Here is a 16,078-nt window from a genome sequence, read left to right as displayed (position 1 = left end):
CCGAGCCGCCCCGCCCGCGACAAGCCGAAGCCGGGCGGCGGTACGGGACGCCCCCTCCTCGCCCCGCACCGCCGCCCGGCCCCGGCCGGCCGTGGCCGTGTCTCGGCTAGCGGCGCTCCAGCATCGGCAGCCGTGACCGGGCCGAGTGTGCGGCGACCGTGTACCAGAGGTTGACCAGGTCCATCAACTGGTCCGGGCCGGTCGCCTCGCAGCGCACCGTGAGCAGGTCGACCCGCTCCGCGCCCGGGACCGCCGCCGCGAGCTCGGCGGCCAGCGGGATCTGGAAGCCGACCTCGAAGACGAACTTCTCCGGCAGTTCCAGCGGCTCCAGGGCCCCGGCCTTCTCCACGGCCGCCGCGGCGCCGGCCCGGATCAGGTCCTGGGCGACGGTCGGGTGCACGTTGTTCGCGGCGGTGAAGCCCTCGGCGGTCTTGACCGGGACGGTGATCACACCGGGGAAGGCCGCGGCGGTGGCGGCGCAGACCTCGTTGTCGCCGGTGACCAGTCCGATCGGGACGCCGTGCCGGGCCGCGAGGAGCGCGTTGACCTCGGCCTCGGTGACGGGCTTCCCGTTCAGCCGGACCGAGGTGAAGTCCGACGAGAAGGTGTGCGCGAGCACCCCCGGCGCGCCGGCCGCCGCGTGGTAGCCGATGAACAGCGCGACGCCGTGGTTCGCGCCGAGGCCGTGCGCCATGCACTGGGCCTTCGGGCTGCCCAGGATCACCCGGGCGCGCGGGTCCAGGTGCTGCACGATCAGGTTGTCCATCGTGCCGTGGCTGTCGTTGATCAAGACGTTGTCCGCGCCCGCCGCGAAGGCACCCTCGATGGCCGCGTTGGCCTCGCCGGTCATGATCTCCTGCGCCCTGGTGTAGCCACCGCCGCCGCGCACGATCTGGTCGAGGGTGGCGATGCCCGCCACTCCTTCCATGTCGATCGAGATGTATACGTCCATGGAGTCTCCCGTTCGTCGCCGGTTGCCCGCCGCCCAGTGCCGGATGTCCGTCGGGCACCGCCGTCGGGCATCGCCCGTCCGGTGAGCATCACGCACCCCGGCCTGGACAAGCGTCGGCCATTCGGACAGGTTCGCATGGGGTTCTTCGTCCTCTCGGACGATTCGACCGCCGCGCACGCTGCCTAGCGTGAGCGCTCCCCGCGGCAGACCGCCGCCCGTCGAGGAGGTGCCCGACCCATGGGACGACCCACCCCGCCCGATGCCGCCACGCCGGCTTCCGGCCGCTCGGACCACTCGGCCGCAACGGGTTCGACGGTGTCCCTGCCGACCGCCGAAGACCTGCGGACGCGCCTCGCGGAGCTGGTCGAGAAGTCGGGGATCCCCGGGGCGAGCCTCGCGGTCCGGGTCGGCGATCGTACCGTCGCCACCGCGGTGGGCGTACTCGACGTCGAGACGGAGTACCCGGCGACCACCGACTCGGTCTTCCAGATCGGCTCGATCACCAAGGTGTGGACCACGACCCTGGTGATGCAACTGGTCGACGAGGGCCTGATCGACCTCGACGTCCCGGTCCGCACCTACATCCCCGATCTGCGACTCGTCGACGAGGACGCCGCCGCTCGGATGACGACCCGTCACCTCCTGTGCCACACCGCGGGTTTCGAGGGCGAACTGTTCGACGACCACGGCAACGGCGAGGACTCCCTCGCCCGCCTGGTGGCCAGTCTGGCCACGGTCGGCGAGCAACTGTTCCCGCCCGGCGAGACGTTCTCGTACTCCAACGCCGGATTCGACCTGCTCGGCCGCATCGTCGAGGTGTGCACGGGAGTGACCTGGGAGCGGGCGCTGCGCGAACGCATCGTCGCTCCGCTGGGTCTGAAGCATGTGGCCAACAACGCGACCGAGTCGATCCTGCTGCGCAGCGCGATCGGGCACATCGGCCGTCCCGACGGCACCAACGTCAAGGCGCCGGTGCACCACACCGACCGCAACGGCGCGCCCTCCGGCTCGGCGCTCGCCATGACCGCGACGGACCTGCTCGAATTCGCCGCCGCGCACATCCGGCTCGGGCAACTCCGCGACGGAAAGCGCTTGTTGTCCGAGGAGTCGGCGCGGGCCATGCGCGAGCCGCAGGTCGAGATCGGCGGCGACGGCGCGTTCGGCGCGCGGCTGTGGGGCCTCGGCTGGATCCTGTACGACTGGTCCGGCGGCGAGGTCATCGGCCACGACGGCGGCACGATCGGCCAGGGCGCGATGTTGCGCGTGGTGCCGGAACGCGACGTCTCGATCGCGCTGTTGACCAACGGCGGTGCCCTGTACGGCGTGTACGACCTGATCTGCGAACTCCTCGAAACCCTCGCCGACGTGCGCCCGCCCGCCCGGGCGGTCCCGCCCGCCGAGCCGCCGGCTGTCGACACGAGCTACCTGGTCGGCAGTTACGCGTCGCCGGCGCAGCGGTTCGACATCGCCGAATCCGAGGACGGGCTGGTCGTCACCACGCGACTGCTCGGCCGGCTGGGCGCGCTGTTGGGCGACGACACGATGACCATGCGGGTGGTGCCGACGAACGAGCGCATGCTGATCAGCACCGAGGCGGCGGGCGGGCGGCACCAGCAGTTCCTCTTCCTCGGCGAGGGCGAGCGGGCCGAATTCCTGCACGTGGGCCGGGCGATGCGCCGCATCCCGGACGCCGGGGCCGAGTAGCCGGGGCCGGACGCGGCCTAGAGGTCGGCGAGGACCTTTTGGGCCTCGTCGACCGCCTCGGGGCCGGCCGGCAGCAGTGGCAGGCGCACGTTCGGGGTCGGGATGCGGCCCTGGGCGTGCAGCACGCCCTTGATCACGGCGGGGTTCGGTTCGCGGAAGAGCGCGGCCGCCAGTCGGGTCAGGGCGTGCCCGAGCGGCCGGGCCCGGTCGAGGTCGCCGCGCCGCCAGGCGTCGGTCAGTTCGACGAAGCGGTCCGTGGCCACGTGTGCCGAGGCGAGTACACCGCCGGACGCGCCGAGCGCGAGCAGGGGCGACAGGAACGAGTCGTCGCCGACCAGGACCGCGAAGTCGGCCGGGAGGTCGCCGAGCAGGTCCACCGTCTCGCCGTCGATGCCGCCCTGCGCGAGCTTGACCCCGACCACGCCGGGCAGCCGGCCCAGCGCCCGCAGCGTGGCCGCGTCGAGGGGGCGGCCGGTGCGGTACGGGACGTGATACACGATCAGCGGCAGCGGAGCGGCCTCCGCCAGGTGGGTGAAGTGCGCCAGTACGCCGGCCTGCGAGGGGCGGCTGAAGTACGGCACCGGCACCAGCGCCGCGGCGGCCTCCGGCCGGTGCGCGAGGTCGGCCAGCGCGCGGCCGCCGGCCCGGGTGTCGTTGCCGCCGGCGCCGATCACCAGGACCGCGTCGCGCTCCGCGCGGACGCGGGCGCAAACGTCGATCACGGTGGCGCGCTCGTCGGGGTCGAGCGTGGCGGCCTCCCCTGTCGTGCCCAGGGCGACGATGCCGGTCGCGCCCGCGTCCAGGACGGAGCGGGCCAGGTCCGCGAGGGCGTCCACCGCGATGCGGCCGTCGGCGGCGAAGGGGGTGACGAGCGGGACGAGGATGCCGGTCAGGGGTGTATGCCACTGCCGAACCTGCGGAGTCTGCGGAGTGTGCCGATTTTGCCGTGTTCGCGGAGTCATGAACACGAGGGTGACCCGCACCGATCATGCAGGTCCAGTTCACATTCGTGAAGCTGAGCGTAAGCTGAGCCGATGCTCGATGTCCGCCGCCTGCGCCTGCTGCGTGAACTGTCCCTGCGCGGCACGATCGCCGCCGTCGCCGAAGCCCTCGCGTTCACCCCTTCGGCGGTCTCCCAGCAGCTCGCCACCCTCGAACGCGAGGCGGGCGTCCCGCTCCTCGAACGCACCGGGCGACGGGTCACCCTCACCCCGGCCGGACACACCCTGGTCGGCCACGCCGAGGCCGTGCTGGCCCGGCTGGAGCAGGCCGCGGCGGAGCTCGCGGACACCCGCCGCGGCCTGGCCGGCCCGCTGCGGATCGGCGCCTTCCCGACCGCGACCCGGGCGATGATCCTCCCGGCCCTGACCTCGCTCGTGGAGCGCCACCCGGGTCTGGAGCCGATGGTGGTGGAGATCGACCCGGCCCGGGTCGCGGACGCGTTGCGCGCGGGCGACCTGGACGTCGCGCTGATCCACGAATACGACTTCGTCCCGACGGTCGCCGAACCGGGCATCGCCACAAGCCCGTTGTGCACCGAACCGATGTACCTGGCCGGCCGATCCGCACCGCCTGCGGGCACCCCCACCGGATCGGTGCTCGCCGGCTGCCGGAACTCCCCCTGGATCACCGCCACTCCGGGCACGTTGTGCCACGCCATGACCATCCGCGCCTGCCAGGCCGCCGGCTTCACCCCGCATGTGCGCCACCAGGTCGACGACTTCACCACGGTGCTGTCCCTGGTCGCCGCCGCCCAGGGCGTAGCCGTCGTCCCCCACCTGGGCATCCCCACCCACACCCCCGCCCTGTCCCTCACCCGCCTCCCCCTCCACCGCCGCACCAAAATCGCCCACCGAGAAGGCGCCACCCACCACCCGGCCATCCTGGCAACCACCAGAGCCCTACAATCCTCCATCCCCACCGAACTCACCCCGATGTAATCCCCACCGCCACCGAAAAACCCGTTGGCCGCCGACGGGCGAGCCGGGACAATCCCCGTGACCGAAGTAAGGGGACGCATGGCCCGGTTCGTCTGCGCCGAGTGCGGCGCGGTGTTGTCCGCACCTGTGTCACGGGTGGCACTTCCGGTCCACGCCGGCCACGATTTCAGCCACCAACTCCTCCCGCCGCTCATGGAATCCGGGACCTACGCCATCGACCCCGCGCCCTTCGGACCGCCTTGGCGACGCTGGGACGAGGTGGGGCCCGAAGAGGCGGCGGCCCGTGGCGTGTTCGCGCCCACCCATGCCGTGTGCTTCGGCACGCCCGGAACGATGGTCATCACACCCGGTGACGCCCGAAACACCGCCCTGATTCCCGAACGATGCGAGGGCTCCTGCTACGGGGTGGACGGCAGGGCCGGGCCGAACCTGGCCTGTACCGGCTGCGGCCGGCCGGTGGCCACCCGGATCGACGACTGCGGAGCCTGGCAGGAGGTGCGATTCGCCCCACAGGCCGTACACCTCCTCGCCGGCGACGACCGCGAACCCCCGCCGCTCGACTGGGCCGGGTTCGCCAACGAGCACCCGGCCGTCGAGCCGATCGAGCCACAGGGGTGGTGGAATCCCCGCTGGGAGGCGGCGGTGGGGGTGGCTCTGGCCCACGTGGTCGCGGCCTCGGCGGGCCGCCCGGTCACGCTGCCCGGCGGTCTGCTCACCGAGACCTTCGGCCGTTGGCTCAACATCCTGCTGCCGCCGGGCCCGCCGGCGAAACGCCTGGTCCTGGCCGGCCCGGGCCTGCCCGACCCCGACGACGATGCCGACATCCTCCTGGTCCCGCGCCACCCGCGGACCGGCGAGGCCTGGCAGCCGCCCGCCCCCGTCGCGGGAGTGCCCCTGGCCGCCGAGGTGTGGATGTACCTGGCGTTCCACCGGGACCGCCGCCGGCAATGCGACCGCCCGCCGATTCCGGCGACCGGCGGCCTGCCCGAGGGCGTGCTCCGCGACGACCCGCCGCCGCGCAACCCGGGGAGCCGATTCCAGCCCGCGGGCCCCCTGTTCCTGCGCACCCTCGCCGGCCTGCCCGTCGTGCGCCTCCCATGGCTGCGCGAGATCTACGACCGCGTCGAAGCCGCCCCGTACACCTTCCCGTACTGACCCGACGAGCCGCTCACCCGCTCACCATCGTGGGCCCGCGGCGAGTCGGCGTGTGGTGGTCGTGGTCGTGCCGGTTACTCCCGGAAGCCGGCGCGTTGGCGGAGCCTGGTTGTCATCAGGGCCAGTGGGGGCCAGTTCAGGCGGCCTTGGCGGGCCACCGCTCGGGCGCGCATCTCGACGGTGGGGGCCGCGAGGGGGATCAGTCGTACGCCGGGGGCCACGGTCGTGTCCAGGGGCAGCAGGCCCACGCCGAGGCCGGCCGCGATCATGCCCTGGACCAGGTCGAGGCTGTCGGCCTGGTGCGTCACCCGAGGGGTGAAGCCCGCCATCGAGGCGAGCGTACGGATCACCGTCTCGTCGGCGGTGTTGCGGGAGTTGACGATCCAGTCGTGGGTGTCGAAGCGGCCGAAGACATCGAGCGTCGTGCCCTCGCACGCGTCGGCGTCGGCCGGGACGCCCAGCCCCCAGCGCGCGGTCCACAGCGGCGTCGCACGCACCGTCGGGTCCTCGGCGGCCGGCGCCAGGTTGTAGTCGTAGGCCAGTGCCAGGTCGGTGGCGTCCTCGGCCAGCAATGCCAGCGCCTCGGCCGGTTCGTGCTCGCGGATCAGCACGTGCACGCGCGGATGGCTCACCGCCAACTCCGCGACCACCGGCAGCAGATGGGCCCGGATCGCGGTGGCGTAGCCGGCGATCCGCAGGGTGCCGTTGGGCTCCGCGCCGGGCGACAGGTCGTGGTGCGCCGCTTCGACGGCGGCGAGGATGGTCACCGCGTGCTCGGCCAGTCGGCGCCCGGCCGGGGTGAGCCGGACCCGGCGCCCCTGCGGCTCGATCAGCGCGGCGCCCATGTCCCGGGACAACGCCGCGATCTGCTGCGAGACGGTCGAGGTGGTCGTGTTCGACACGTCCGCGACCGCGCGCATCGACCCGAGTCGGGCCAGTTCCACCAGCACCTGTAGGCGTCGGGTCTCCATACGTTGCTCTCCCGGGTGCTCCGCCGTGAATCGTCCACGATTGGTGAACGATATCTTTCGGATCGGCACGTGGACACGAACGATGAGCGAGCCCTCTACTTGTCATATGAGCATTCCGGATCCCCGCACCCGACCCCCCGAGATCGGGCGTCCCGCCGGCGGTCGGCCGCGACTGCCCGACGCCGCGACCGGGGCGTTGATGGCCGTCGCCGCGATGTCCACCGTGCAGCTCGGACTGGCCCTTTCCGTGCCGCTGATCGACGACCTCGGCGCGCTCGGCACGGTCGCCCTGCGACTCGCGTGGGCCGGGGTGCTCCTGCTGGTCCTGGTCCGGCCGCGGCCGCGCGACTTCGGCGCTCGGGACCTGTGGGCGTGCACCATGCTCGGCGTGGTGAGCGGGTGCCTGATGGTGTTCTTCATGCTCGCCGTCGCGCGCCTGCCGCTGGGCACGGCGAGCGCGCTGGAATTCCTCGGCCCGCTGGCCGTGTCCCTGTACGGCTCGGGTGGCGGGCGGCGGCGCTGGACCGCCCTGGCCGGGGTCGGCGTCGTGCTGCTCACCGAACCCTGGCACGCCGGCATCGATCCGCTCGGCCTGGCCTTCGCACTGGCCGCCGCGGCCTGCTGGGCGGCGTACATCCTGCTGACCCAACACGTCGGCGACCGGGTCACCGGCCTGAGCGGGCTGGCCGTCTCGATGCCCGTGGCCGGACTCGTCGCCCTCCTCGCCGCCGCACCGACCGGCCTGGGTCGGGTGACCTGGCACCTGGTGCTGATCATGTTGGGGCTGGCCGCGCTCGGCGCCGTACTGCCGTTCAGCCTCGAATTCCTCGCGCTGCGTCGGCTGACCACCTCCGCGTTCGGCACGCTGATGAGCCTGGAACCGGCGATCGCGCTCCTGATGGGCCTGGTGGTCCTCGACCAGATACCCGGCGCGATCCCGGCGGCCGGCGTGGTCTTCGTGGTTCTCGCCGGCATCGGCGCCACCCGCACCGGCGCCCGAACCGCCGCGCCGGAACCCGCCCACCCGACCGACCCGCTTCCGGATCCGCTCCCCGACCCGCTTCCCGACCCACAGGCCCGCGTGGCCGGATAGCGGCGGCCCGCTACCCCTCGCGCGCGGCGCGCGTCGCGGCCAGTCCGTCCAAAAGGTGTCCCAGGAGTCGGTCGAACGTCGCGTCCGGATCGGCGGGCCGTGCCGGTTCCGCCAGGATCCGGGCCAGGCGCGGATGGTCCGGGCTCGCGACGACCGCGCGCAGGTAGCGGCCCTGGGCCTCGGCCAGTTCGCGGGTGGTCCGCCCGGCGCGCACCGCGGCACGATCGCGGGCGACCTCGTAGCCGACGTGGCTCGCCACGAATCCCGTCACCAGGCTGAACACTTCGAGCGCGCCCTGCCCGTCGAACCCGGCCGGTTCGAGCACGGCGAGCACGTGTTCGGTGAAGGCGAGCGTGTTGGGGCCGAGCGTCTGCTGCTCCTGCAGGGCCGCCGGCAGCCATGGATGACGAAGCATCAGATCGCGTTGGGCGTGCGCGATGACGCGTAGATCCGCGGTCCAGGCCCCCGTCGGCGCGGGCGGGGTGGGCTGGTCGCCGGCCACCCGGTCGATCATCAACTCCAGCAGCGTCTCCTTGTTCGGCACGTAGGAGTACAGCGACATCACCCCGACGCCGACGCGCGCCGCGACGCCGCGCATGGTCACCGCGGCGAGCCCGTCGGCATCGGCGATCACGACGGCCGCGGCGGTGACCTCGGCGCGGCTATGCGCCGGCGGGCGGCCCCGACGCGGTTGCGGACGCTCCAGCCACAACGCCTCGGGGTCCACGCCGCCGCTGCGATCGGCCTCCGGACCGGCCACGACGGCTCCTTTCGCGGTGGGTGCCAGGGGTGTCCATCCAAGCATGCGTTATTCTCGTACTTAGTACGGGAAATGAGGCCCGCAACCAGGGCCGGCTCGTGCGGAAGGCGAGAGCACCATGACGAACACCACCGCCCACCCGACGTCCTCCAACCGCCCGCCGCGAAAGCCCCCACGCCTGGCACGGGCGATGCGGCGCACGATGCGCGGCATGCCCGCCGCCCCGCACCGGGTCCGGTACGAGGGCGGCCTGCGCGTCCCCGCCGCCAGCGGCGGTGCGCTGGTGGCCGACCACTACTTCCCGGCCACTCCCGGCGACTTCCCCACCCTGCTGCTGCGCTCGCCGTACGGGCGCGGGTTCCCGTGGGCGCCGATGTACGGTCTCGCCTTCGCCGAGCACGGGTTCCACGTGGTCCTGCAGAGCTGCCGAGGCACCGGCGGATCCGACGGCACGTTCGCGCTGTGGCACAACGAGGCCGCGGACGGGTCGGCGACCGTCGCGTGGCTGCGTGAACAGCCGTGGTTCACGGGCGTGTTGGGCACGATCGGGCCGAGCCACCTCGGCTACACGCAGTGGGCGACGGCGCTGGACCCGCCCTCGGAGCTGCGCGCCATGGTGATCCACGCCGGTCTGCACGATCCGCACGCGTACTTCCACGCCGGCGGCGTCTTCCACCTGGAGAACGCGCTTGCGAGCACCGCGGGCTTCGTGCACCAGCACCGGGGCAACCGGCACTTCGCCAAGGCCGCCCTCCGGCTGCACCGCGCGCAGCGCCGGGTCGCCCGCACGCTCCCCCTGCCGGACGCCTGTGCCGTCGGGCTCGGCGAGCGGGTGCCGTTCCTGGAGGACGCGCTCGCCCACCCCGACCCCGTCGACCCGCACTGGACCGGCGCGGACGCGGGCCGCGCCGCCGAGGCGCTGTCCGTACCGACGCTGCTGATCGCCGGGCGGCACGACGTCATGTTCGAGCAGAACCTGGAGCAGCACCGCCGACTGCGGCGGGCCGGGTGCGAGACGGGGCTGCTCGTCGGGCCGTGGACGCACGCCTCGATGTTGCGACAGGGGTGGCCGTCGGTCTTCGCGGACAGCCTGGCCTGGCTGCGCGCGCACCTGGACGGCGACCGGTCGGCGCTGCGCGAGGCGCCGGTGCGGATACACGTCGGCGGCGCCGACGAGTGGCGCGATCTGCCGGACTGGCCGCCGGCCGAGGCGGCGGTGCAGCGCCGGTACATCGCGGCCGACGGCACGCTGAGTCACGAGGCCGCAGCGACCGCGGCGCCCGCGGTCCTGCGCTACGACCCGACCGATCCGACGCCCTCCGTCGGCGGCGCGACCCTCTCGCCCAAGGCCGGGCCCCGGGACAACACCGCGTTGGAGGCGCGCGACGATGTGCTGACGTTCACCGCACCGCCGCTGACCGAGCCGCTGGAGGTCTGCGGTCCGGTGTCGGCGGACCTGTACGCGGCCACCGGCACCGACCACATCGACGTCTTCGCCCGCCTGTGCGACGTGGACGAACGCGGCCGGTCCACGAACGTGTGCGACGGCATCCTCCGGCTGGCCCCGAACGGCTCCGCCCCGGCGCGGGTCAGCGTCGCGATGAGTGCCACCGCGTACCGCTTCGGGCCCGGCCATCGCATCCGCCTCCAGCTGAGCGGCGGCGCCCACCCGCGCTTCGCCCGCAACACCGGATCGGGGGAACCCGCCCACACCGCACGGGAGATCGTGCCCACGAGCGTGGAATTCCACCCGGGATCGGCCCTCGTCCTGCCCGTCGTGCCGACCCGAAGCCAAGCCGGCGGATAGATTGCTAGCGTGCTAGCATTCCTCTCGTGGGTGACGAGGATGTGAAGCAGTTCAACGTGTATCTGCCGATCTCACTGATCAAGCAGGTCAAACACCGTGCCATCGAGTCGGAGCTGTCGCTGTCGGCGTTGGTCGCCGCCGCGCTGCGCGCCTACCTCGACGACACTCCGGGTGAACGAGAGCCATCGTCCGAAAAGGAGAGCTGACATGACGACCGAGGGCATCGAAGCCGTGTTCCTGGAGACGCACAACTGGGGCAAGGCCGCCAAGTTCTTCCAGGGACTGGGCTACGAGTTGGAGTTCTCGACCGGGCACAACTCCGGCCAACTGCGCAACGGCAACGGGCCGTTCGTATTCATCGCCGAGGTACCCGAGACGCGCGAGCCCGGGGTGCGGCTGGTCCTGCGGGTGCCCGACGAGGACACGTTCCGGCCCGCCGACGGGGTCGAGGTGGTCACCCCGTTCGAGGACACCCATTACGGGACCAGGGAGATGACCGTCCGCGACCCCGACGGGCGGGAGTGGACCCTGTCGGCGCCGGCCCGGCAGTGAACACCCCCGACGTCGACCGAACGGAGCGGCTTGTGCCCGACGAACGCATCGCGACGCCGGACGAGACGGCGCTGCGGGTGGCCCTGTGGCGGGCCCTGCACCTGCGCCTCGATCCGGCGCCGCACGTCTTCGAGGACGACATCGGCCTGCGCATCGCCGATCCCGACCCGGACTGGCGCGACCGGCCGGACATGGATCCGGACCTGACCCGCTGGTTCCGGGCCGCGATCGTGGCCCGGGCCCGCTTCATCGACGACCTGGTGATCGAACAGGTCGAGCGCGGGGCGGAGCAATATCTCGTCCTCGGCGCCGGATTGGACACCTTCGTCCAGCGCCGACCGGAAGTCGCGGCCCGGCTGCGGGTGTTCGAGGTCGACCAACCCGGTCCCCAGGCGTGGAAGCGCCGGCGACTGGACGAACTCGGCTACGGCGTCCCGGACCGACTGCACCTGGTGCCGGTCGACTTCGAGTCGGGCGCCTCGTGGTGGGACGAGTTGACCGACGCCGGATTCGACCCGACCCGGCCGACCGTGGTGGCCTCGACGGGCGTCGCCCTGTACCTGACCAGGCAGGCCAACGCCGACACGCTGCGCCGGCTCGCGTCACTGGCCCCCGGCTCCACGCTGGCCATGACGTTCCAACTGCCGCCGGAACTGCTCGACTCCGACGAACATCGCGCCGCGTTCCGGATCGCGATCGAGGGGGCCAAGGCAGCCGGGACACCCTTCGTCAGCTTCTATGCACCGGAGGAACTCCCGAAGTCGGCCCGCGAGCTCGGTTTCGCCACCGCCCGACACGTGTCGGCGGCCGAGCTCAACGAGCGCTACTTCGCGCACCGCCCGGACGGACTGCGCACCTCCAGCGGCGAGGAGTTGCTCGTGGCGACCACCTGACCGCGCTTTCGTACGCCCGCGTTCGCGGATGCTGGCGGTCCGCTCAGCGGCGCGGGCAGCCTCGGGTGGCCTCGGTGTGCGAACGCTCGAAGAAGGTTCGGCCGCCGCCGTAGCTCCACGGGAGATGGAAACCGTGGTGGTCGGTGGCGTCGAACCGCATCGCGAGTTCGGACCAGCGCTGCGACTTGGCCAACGCGTAGCCGAGCGCGCTGTGATCGGACAGCGCGCTCGGCCGGCGCGGCGAGCCGTCGACCGGGTAGCGGTCCAGGGCGGTGTCCAGGTCGCGCTGCCGGGACTCGGCGAGCCAGAAGGCCGTATCGTCGGCGGCGCCGTTCCCGCTGCCGTGCGTGTGCAGCGCGTACTCGATGTGCGCCTCGACCACGAGGATCACCAGGGGCGAGCCGTCCGGCGCCGCGGCCGCGGCCGTGCGGGCGAACGTGTACATCTCGTCGTGCGATCCGCACCATTTCTCGCACAGGTACTGCAATGCCGCGTCGTGCCCGGCCCGGTGGTGCGGATCGCGCTCGCGCAACGCCGCCCATCGGGCGTCGAACACATCACGCGCGACGCCGAGCCCGCGGCAGACCCACAACCACGAGACCCACGGGGTGGGATCGGCGCCGGCGGCCTCGGTCGCGAGCAGACAGGCGCGGTCGGCGTCGGCCAACAACCCCCGAAAGTCGGCGAATTGCCGTCCGCCGGTGAGGCTCGCCTGCTTCGCGGCGCGCGCGTTCCAGGCCGCGCGCACCATGGCGGCGGCCATCACCACCAGCGGGTCCGCCGATTCGGGGCGCTCCGCGCGCCACTTCCACACCCATTCGGGGTGCAGCGCGGCCGCCTCGCCCAACGCGGTCACGGCGACCACCCGCCGCGCCCAGTCGCGTCCCACCCGCTCCAATAACGCGGCGGCCGGCGTGAAATCGCCGTTGCGCGCAAGGCCCTGCGCGACCGCGCGGACCTCGGCGTCGTCGAGCGCGGCGTCCGACACGAACACAGGCACCGGCGCCGATCGCGGCGACGTGAAACGACCCCAAGCTGACATGGGCAAGGATCCTATGCGTCATCCCGACCCCCGGTCAGGGGGAGCGGGCGGGAATCGAGGAACGTCCACCCCGGGGGCACGGGAACACACGTGCCGGCGCTCCCGGACCCCGCCCGCGCGGCGGCGCGACCCGGAACACCGGGCGTCGGGGCGGTGGTTGCGACCGACGACATCGGCGTCCCGGGTTCAGGTCCGGCGCGCCCCCCGTCGGCGCAGGAACAGCACCGTCAGGCCGGCGCCGAGCAGAAGCGCGGCGGGCAGTCCCGCCCACACCAGCGGGCCGCCGAAGGCCCCGGATTCGCGGTTTTTCGCGGACGCGTGCCCAAGGTCGCGTTCGGGGCCGGTCGGGCCCTTCGATGCAGGGTTCTTCGTGGTCGGTGTCCCGGTCGCCGGCGGCTTCGGCTCGCGCGCGGAATCGAGGGGCTGCGCGCTTTGCGCGTACGCCGGGCCGGATTCCTTGGTACCGGCCACCGACACGTCGACCGCCAGCGACCGCGACGGCCCTTCGCCCTGGGCGGCCACGGCGATGTAGTACCAGCCGGGGAGCATGTCGGCGACCTCTTGTTGCCGGTCGCTGCGGTTGAGGAAGCGCACCGGACGGGTGGCGAAGGGGTCGACTCCCTTGGCGAAGATGTGCTCGGTGTCGTGGACACCCCACGCGTCCTGGGCCAACTGCTCGCGGACCGGATTGTAGAAGTGGGTCTGCACTCCGACGATCTCCTTCCCGCCGCCGACCCGGGTCTGGAAGGAGAGGCTCTGGCCCCAGTCGAGACGGACCCGGTAGAAGACCCATTCGCCCGGGGCGACGGTGTCGGTGTAGTGGCCGGAGCCGGGCAGGATCGCCGCCGAGGCGAACGAACCGCCGCCGCTCACGGGTCTGTCGGGGCCGCCGGGTTCGGTGTACTGCGCGATGTTCCCCTCGGCCGGGCCCTGGTCCAGGACCTGGGGTTCGAGCATGACCTGGAGTTCGAGCGGCACCGGGGGTCCGGTTCCGCGGCGGGTCACCGAGAAGACCTGGTGCCCGGGTCGCGCGCAGCCGTTGCCGCCCCCGCCGGACGCCGTCCACCGCACGGATGCCGTGACGACCTTGGCCAGGTTTTGATCGAGCCCGGTGTCCGTCTCGCAGAAGCTGTTGCCGCGCTCGCCCAGGTGCTTCACGTCCAGGGCCTCGATGCCCTTGACCTTGCTGACGGTGGTGCCCGAGACGTAGGCGGTGTAGCCCGCGGGCACGTCCACGGAGTAGTACCCGACCTCCTTGTCCGTCAACTCGTCCAGGTAGTTTCCGGGAGCCAGGACCGCGGCGCGGGCCGGATCCCGTCCACCCTCGACCGCGACCCCGGTCGGTTCGTAGCCACGCAGTGTGCTCCGCGTCATCGGGGCGAGTTCGCGTTCGGGTGAGGCCGCGCCCGAAGCGTCGGCGTACACCGCGCCGGAGCCTTGCCCGGTGCCGTGCGCCGTCGCTCCCAGTCCTGAAACTTCCGGCGCGATCGCCACCGCGACCGCGAGTGCGGCGGCGGCCGAACAGGCCGGGAGGGCTCTCCGTCTCATGCCCGGGAATGTAGATCGAATCACGGTCGCCAACAAGCCATTCGCAAGCGGGAACCCGGACGACCACAAGGTGCCTCTTTGCCCGCTTTTCGGACGCTTTTGGGGTTGCGCAGCCGGAGCCGGCCTCATCCCATTTTCCCGCAGTGGCGGAGATTCACTGTGCATATTGAAACCCAAATTCACCGATCCCCCGCTTTGCCAGTGCAATCCGTAACCGAGAAGAGGAAAGACGGGATTCGACTCGCGGCCCCGTCGACCGCAGAGTGACGTGACGCTCCGTGGTTGCGACCTGCACCGCGCGCGCGATGGAGACTCCGGCATATACGACCCCGAGGGACTTTTCGGATATCGGATCGCTCAATAACTGTGCAGATCGGAACCGACACCCGGCGACAGCGCGCTCTGCCAGTGCAATGTGTAACTGGAAAAGTGAATCCCGGGCACGTCGCGCTCTTGTACTCTTGGCGAAAGAAGCCTGGCGCATCGGGACCGGTCGCCGGAGGAAAGACAAAGACTTATAACCGTGGAGTTCGAGAGCCCTCGAGCCCATGGCGTAATGGCGTACACCTTCGCGCGGCCTGCCTCGGACGGATGACACGCCCGAATCGCATGGGATCCGCATTCGACCGCACGCCGATCCAAGAGATAGCGCTGGAGGTGCGATGAGCAAACCAACGGGAACCAACCCGTGGATTACTGCCACCGTGACCGAAGCGCCGGAGGTCCCGGACGTTCGACCCGTTTCCCCCACACCCGTCGTCACGCCGATCAAGCCGGGCCCCGGAACACTGTCTCCGCCGGACGGCGGTGGCCTCCCGTTCCGGACCCTTCAGCCGAACGAAAACGCTCCGTGGTGGTGGGTGGGATGTCACGGCGGTGCCGGGGTCGGCATGCTGAGCGCGACGTTTCCGGCGGGTCGTGACGCCGCCAGACAGTGGCCGATACACCATGACGGCAGGTACACGAGGGTCATCCTGGTCGCCCGGACCAGTGTCCCCGGGCTGCGCGCGGCACAGACGGCCGCGCGGCAGTGGGCATCCGGTGCCGTCCCACAGGTTCAACTCCTGGGGCTGGTCGCGGTAGCGGACGCGCCCGGCACCCTGCCGAAGCCGTTGCGCGATCTGGTGAAACTCGTGGCGGGCGCCTTCCCACGAACCTGGGCCATCCCCTGGATCGAGTCCTGGCGATTCGGTGAGACTCCCCCCCTCACCGCTCTCCCGAAATCCCTGACCCAGTTGGCCAGAGATTTAAGTCCCCTGGTTGCGAGAAATTGAGGCCCAGTCTTGACATCCACCCTGATTTCTTCGGCTCACGGTGCGCACCTTTGGGTGTCCGGCAAGACCCCGCCCCCGCCGGGGAACAAAGACATGCCGAAGCCGAAGACGTTCTCTCCGGCCGGAACCGGGCTCGACGAGGGCTTTGCCAAGATTGCAGGTCTGGCAATCTACGGAATTCTGATCATGTCTTTCCTGACGGCGATCCTGTGCACCGCCAACATCTTGAAGGCACACAAGGACGGGGGGCAGGCATCTTTCGTGGGGCTCGGGATGTCGATGCTCACCGTGATCGTCTCGGGCAGCATCGTCACCATCTTCAACTGGGTGACGTGACAATCGGCTCCTTCCAGTTCCCGTCGAATCGTTCGCGGCCCAGTCCGGAGA

Annotated in this window: 16 protein-coding genes; 10 read left to right on the top strand and 6 right to left on the bottom strand. The window is 71.7% G+C overall.

All coding sequences use genetic code 11. From position 1 onward, the window contains the following. Positions 1-106 precede the first annotated feature (106 nt). The gene (locus ACFRCG_RS21090) at positions 107-952 is read right to left on the bottom strand and encodes a M55 family metallopeptidase (RefSeq protein ID WP_380033557.1); all 846 of its coding nucleotides are present in this window, start codon (positions 950-952) and stop codon (positions 107-109) included. Positions 953-1,189: 237 nt separating this feature from the next. Here ACFRCG_RS21090 and ACFRCG_RS21085 point away from each other — a divergent pair, with 237 nt between their 5' ends. Continuing rightward, positions 1,190-2,656 (top strand): serine hydrolase domain-containing protein, encoded by a 1,467-nt coding sequence (locus tag ACFRCG_RS21085; RefSeq protein ID WP_380033556.1) that lies wholly within the window; start codon positions 1,190-1,192, stop codon positions 2,654-2,656. A gap of 17 nt (positions 2,657-2,673) precedes the next feature. On the opposite strand, the gene ACFRCG_RS21080 is transcribed toward ACFRCG_RS21085, so the two are convergent. Then, the gene (locus tag ACFRCG_RS21080) at positions 2,674-3,618 is read right to left on the bottom strand and encodes a 4-hydroxy-tetrahydrodipicolinate synthase family protein (RefSeq protein WP_380033554.1); all 945 of its coding nucleotides are present in this window, start codon (positions 3,616-3,618) and stop codon (positions 2,674-2,676) included. A 72-nt stretch (positions 3,619-3,690) separates the two neighbouring features. On the opposite strand from ACFRCG_RS21080, the gene ACFRCG_RS21075 reads away from it, so the two are divergent. Further along, a complete protein-coding gene (locus tag ACFRCG_RS21075; protein WP_380033552.1) occupies positions 3,691-4,596 on the top strand; it encodes a LysR family transcriptional regulator in 906 nt (301 codons plus the stop codon). A gap of 57 nt (positions 4,597-4,653) precedes the next feature. Next, positions 4,654-5,751, top strand: a complete 1,098-nt coding sequence (locus ACFRCG_RS21070; RefSeq protein ID WP_380033550.1) for a hypothetical protein — start codon at positions 4,654-4,656, stop codon at positions 5,749-5,751. Positions 5,752-5,825: 74 nt separating this feature from the next. Here the strand turns inward: ACFRCG_RS21070 and ACFRCG_RS21065 are convergent, their stop codons facing one another. Then, a complete protein-coding gene (locus ACFRCG_RS21065; RefSeq protein ID WP_380033548.1) occupies positions 5,826-6,722 on the bottom strand; it encodes a LysR family transcriptional regulator in 897 nt (298 codons plus the stop codon). Positions 6,723-6,828: 106 nt separating this feature from the next. On the opposite strand from ACFRCG_RS21065, the gene ACFRCG_RS21060 reads away from it, so the two are divergent. Next, on the top strand, positions 6,829-7,815 hold the full coding sequence (locus ACFRCG_RS21060) for a DMT family transporter (RefSeq protein WP_380033546.1): 987 nt from the start codon (positions 6,829-6,831) through the stop codon (positions 7,813-7,815). A gap of 10 nt (positions 7,816-7,825) precedes the next feature. On the opposite strand, the gene ACFRCG_RS21055 is transcribed toward ACFRCG_RS21060, so the two are convergent. Then, positions 7,826-8,575 carry a TetR/AcrR family transcriptional regulator C-terminal domain-containing protein gene (locus ACFRCG_RS21055; protein WP_380033544.1) on the bottom strand — a complete coding sequence of 250 codons (750 nt, stop codon included), beginning with the start codon at positions 8,573-8,575 and terminating at the stop codon, positions 7,826-7,828. A 118-nt stretch (positions 8,576-8,693) separates the two neighbouring features. Here ACFRCG_RS21055 and ACFRCG_RS21050 point away from each other — a divergent pair, with 118 nt between their 5' ends. From ACFRCG_RS21050 to ACFRCG_RS21035, 4 genes are read left to right on the top strand one after another with little or no spacing between them, the layout of a single operon-like run. Beyond that, positions 8,694-10,382: a CocE/NonD family hydrolase gene (locus ACFRCG_RS21050; protein ID WP_380033542.1), complete on the top strand. Its 1,689-nt coding sequence runs from the start codon at positions 8,694-8,696 to the stop codon at positions 10,380-10,382. 26 nt (positions 10,383-10,408) lie between these two features. Next, the gene (locus ACFRCG_RS21045) at positions 10,409-10,588 is read left to right on the top strand and encodes a ribbon-helix-helix protein, CopG family (protein ID WP_380012165.1); all 180 of its coding nucleotides are present in this window, start codon (positions 10,409-10,411) and stop codon (positions 10,586-10,588) included. Position 10,589: 1 nt separating this feature from the next. Next, a complete protein-coding gene (locus ACFRCG_RS21040) occupies positions 10,590-10,934 on the top strand; it encodes a VOC family protein (RefSeq protein ID WP_380033540.1) in 345 nt (114 codons plus the stop codon). Positions 10,935-10,966: 32 nt separating this feature from the next. Next, complete coding sequence (locus ACFRCG_RS21035) at positions 10,967-11,827, top strand: class I SAM-dependent methyltransferase (protein WP_380033539.1); 861 nt, start codon at positions 10,967-10,969, stop codon at positions 11,825-11,827. A 43-nt stretch (positions 11,828-11,870) separates the two neighbouring features. Here ACFRCG_RS21035 and ACFRCG_RS21030 read toward each other — a convergent pair whose 3' ends face one another. Together ACFRCG_RS21030 and ACFRCG_RS21025 are read right to left on the bottom strand one after the other, a co-directional pair. Further along, on the bottom strand, positions 11,871-12,827 hold the full coding sequence (locus ACFRCG_RS21030) for a hypothetical protein (RefSeq protein WP_380033537.1): 957 nt from the start codon (positions 12,825-12,827) through the stop codon (positions 11,871-11,873). Between the two features lie 228 nt (positions 12,828-13,055). Beyond that, positions 13,056-14,417, bottom strand: a complete 1,362-nt coding sequence (locus ACFRCG_RS21025) for a hypothetical protein (RefSeq protein WP_380033536.1) — start codon at positions 14,415-14,417, stop codon at positions 13,056-13,058. A 662-nt stretch (positions 14,418-15,079) separates the two neighbouring features. Between ACFRCG_RS21025 and ACFRCG_RS21020 the strand changes: the two genes are divergently transcribed. Both ACFRCG_RS21020 and ACFRCG_RS21015 read left to right on the top strand, forming a co-directional pair. Beyond that, complete coding sequence (locus ACFRCG_RS21020; RefSeq protein ID WP_380033534.1) at positions 15,080-15,691, top strand: DUF6668 family protein; 612 nt, start codon at positions 15,080-15,082, stop codon at positions 15,689-15,691. A 54-nt stretch (positions 15,692-15,745) separates the two neighbouring features. Next, on the top strand, positions 15,746-16,027 hold the full coding sequence (locus ACFRCG_RS21015) for a hypothetical protein (RefSeq protein WP_380033532.1): 282 nt from the start codon (positions 15,746-15,748) through the stop codon (positions 16,025-16,027). The last annotated feature ends 51 nt before the right edge of the window (positions 16,028-16,078 follow it).

This window comes from Embleya sp. NPDC056575 (assembly GCF_042793325.1).
Taxonomy (GTDB): domain Bacteria; phylum Actinomycetota; class Actinomycetes; order Streptomycetales; family Streptomycetaceae; genus Embleya.
The sequence above is the reverse complement of the archived record's forward strand: the minus strand, read 5'-3'. Positions and strand labels throughout refer to the sequence as shown.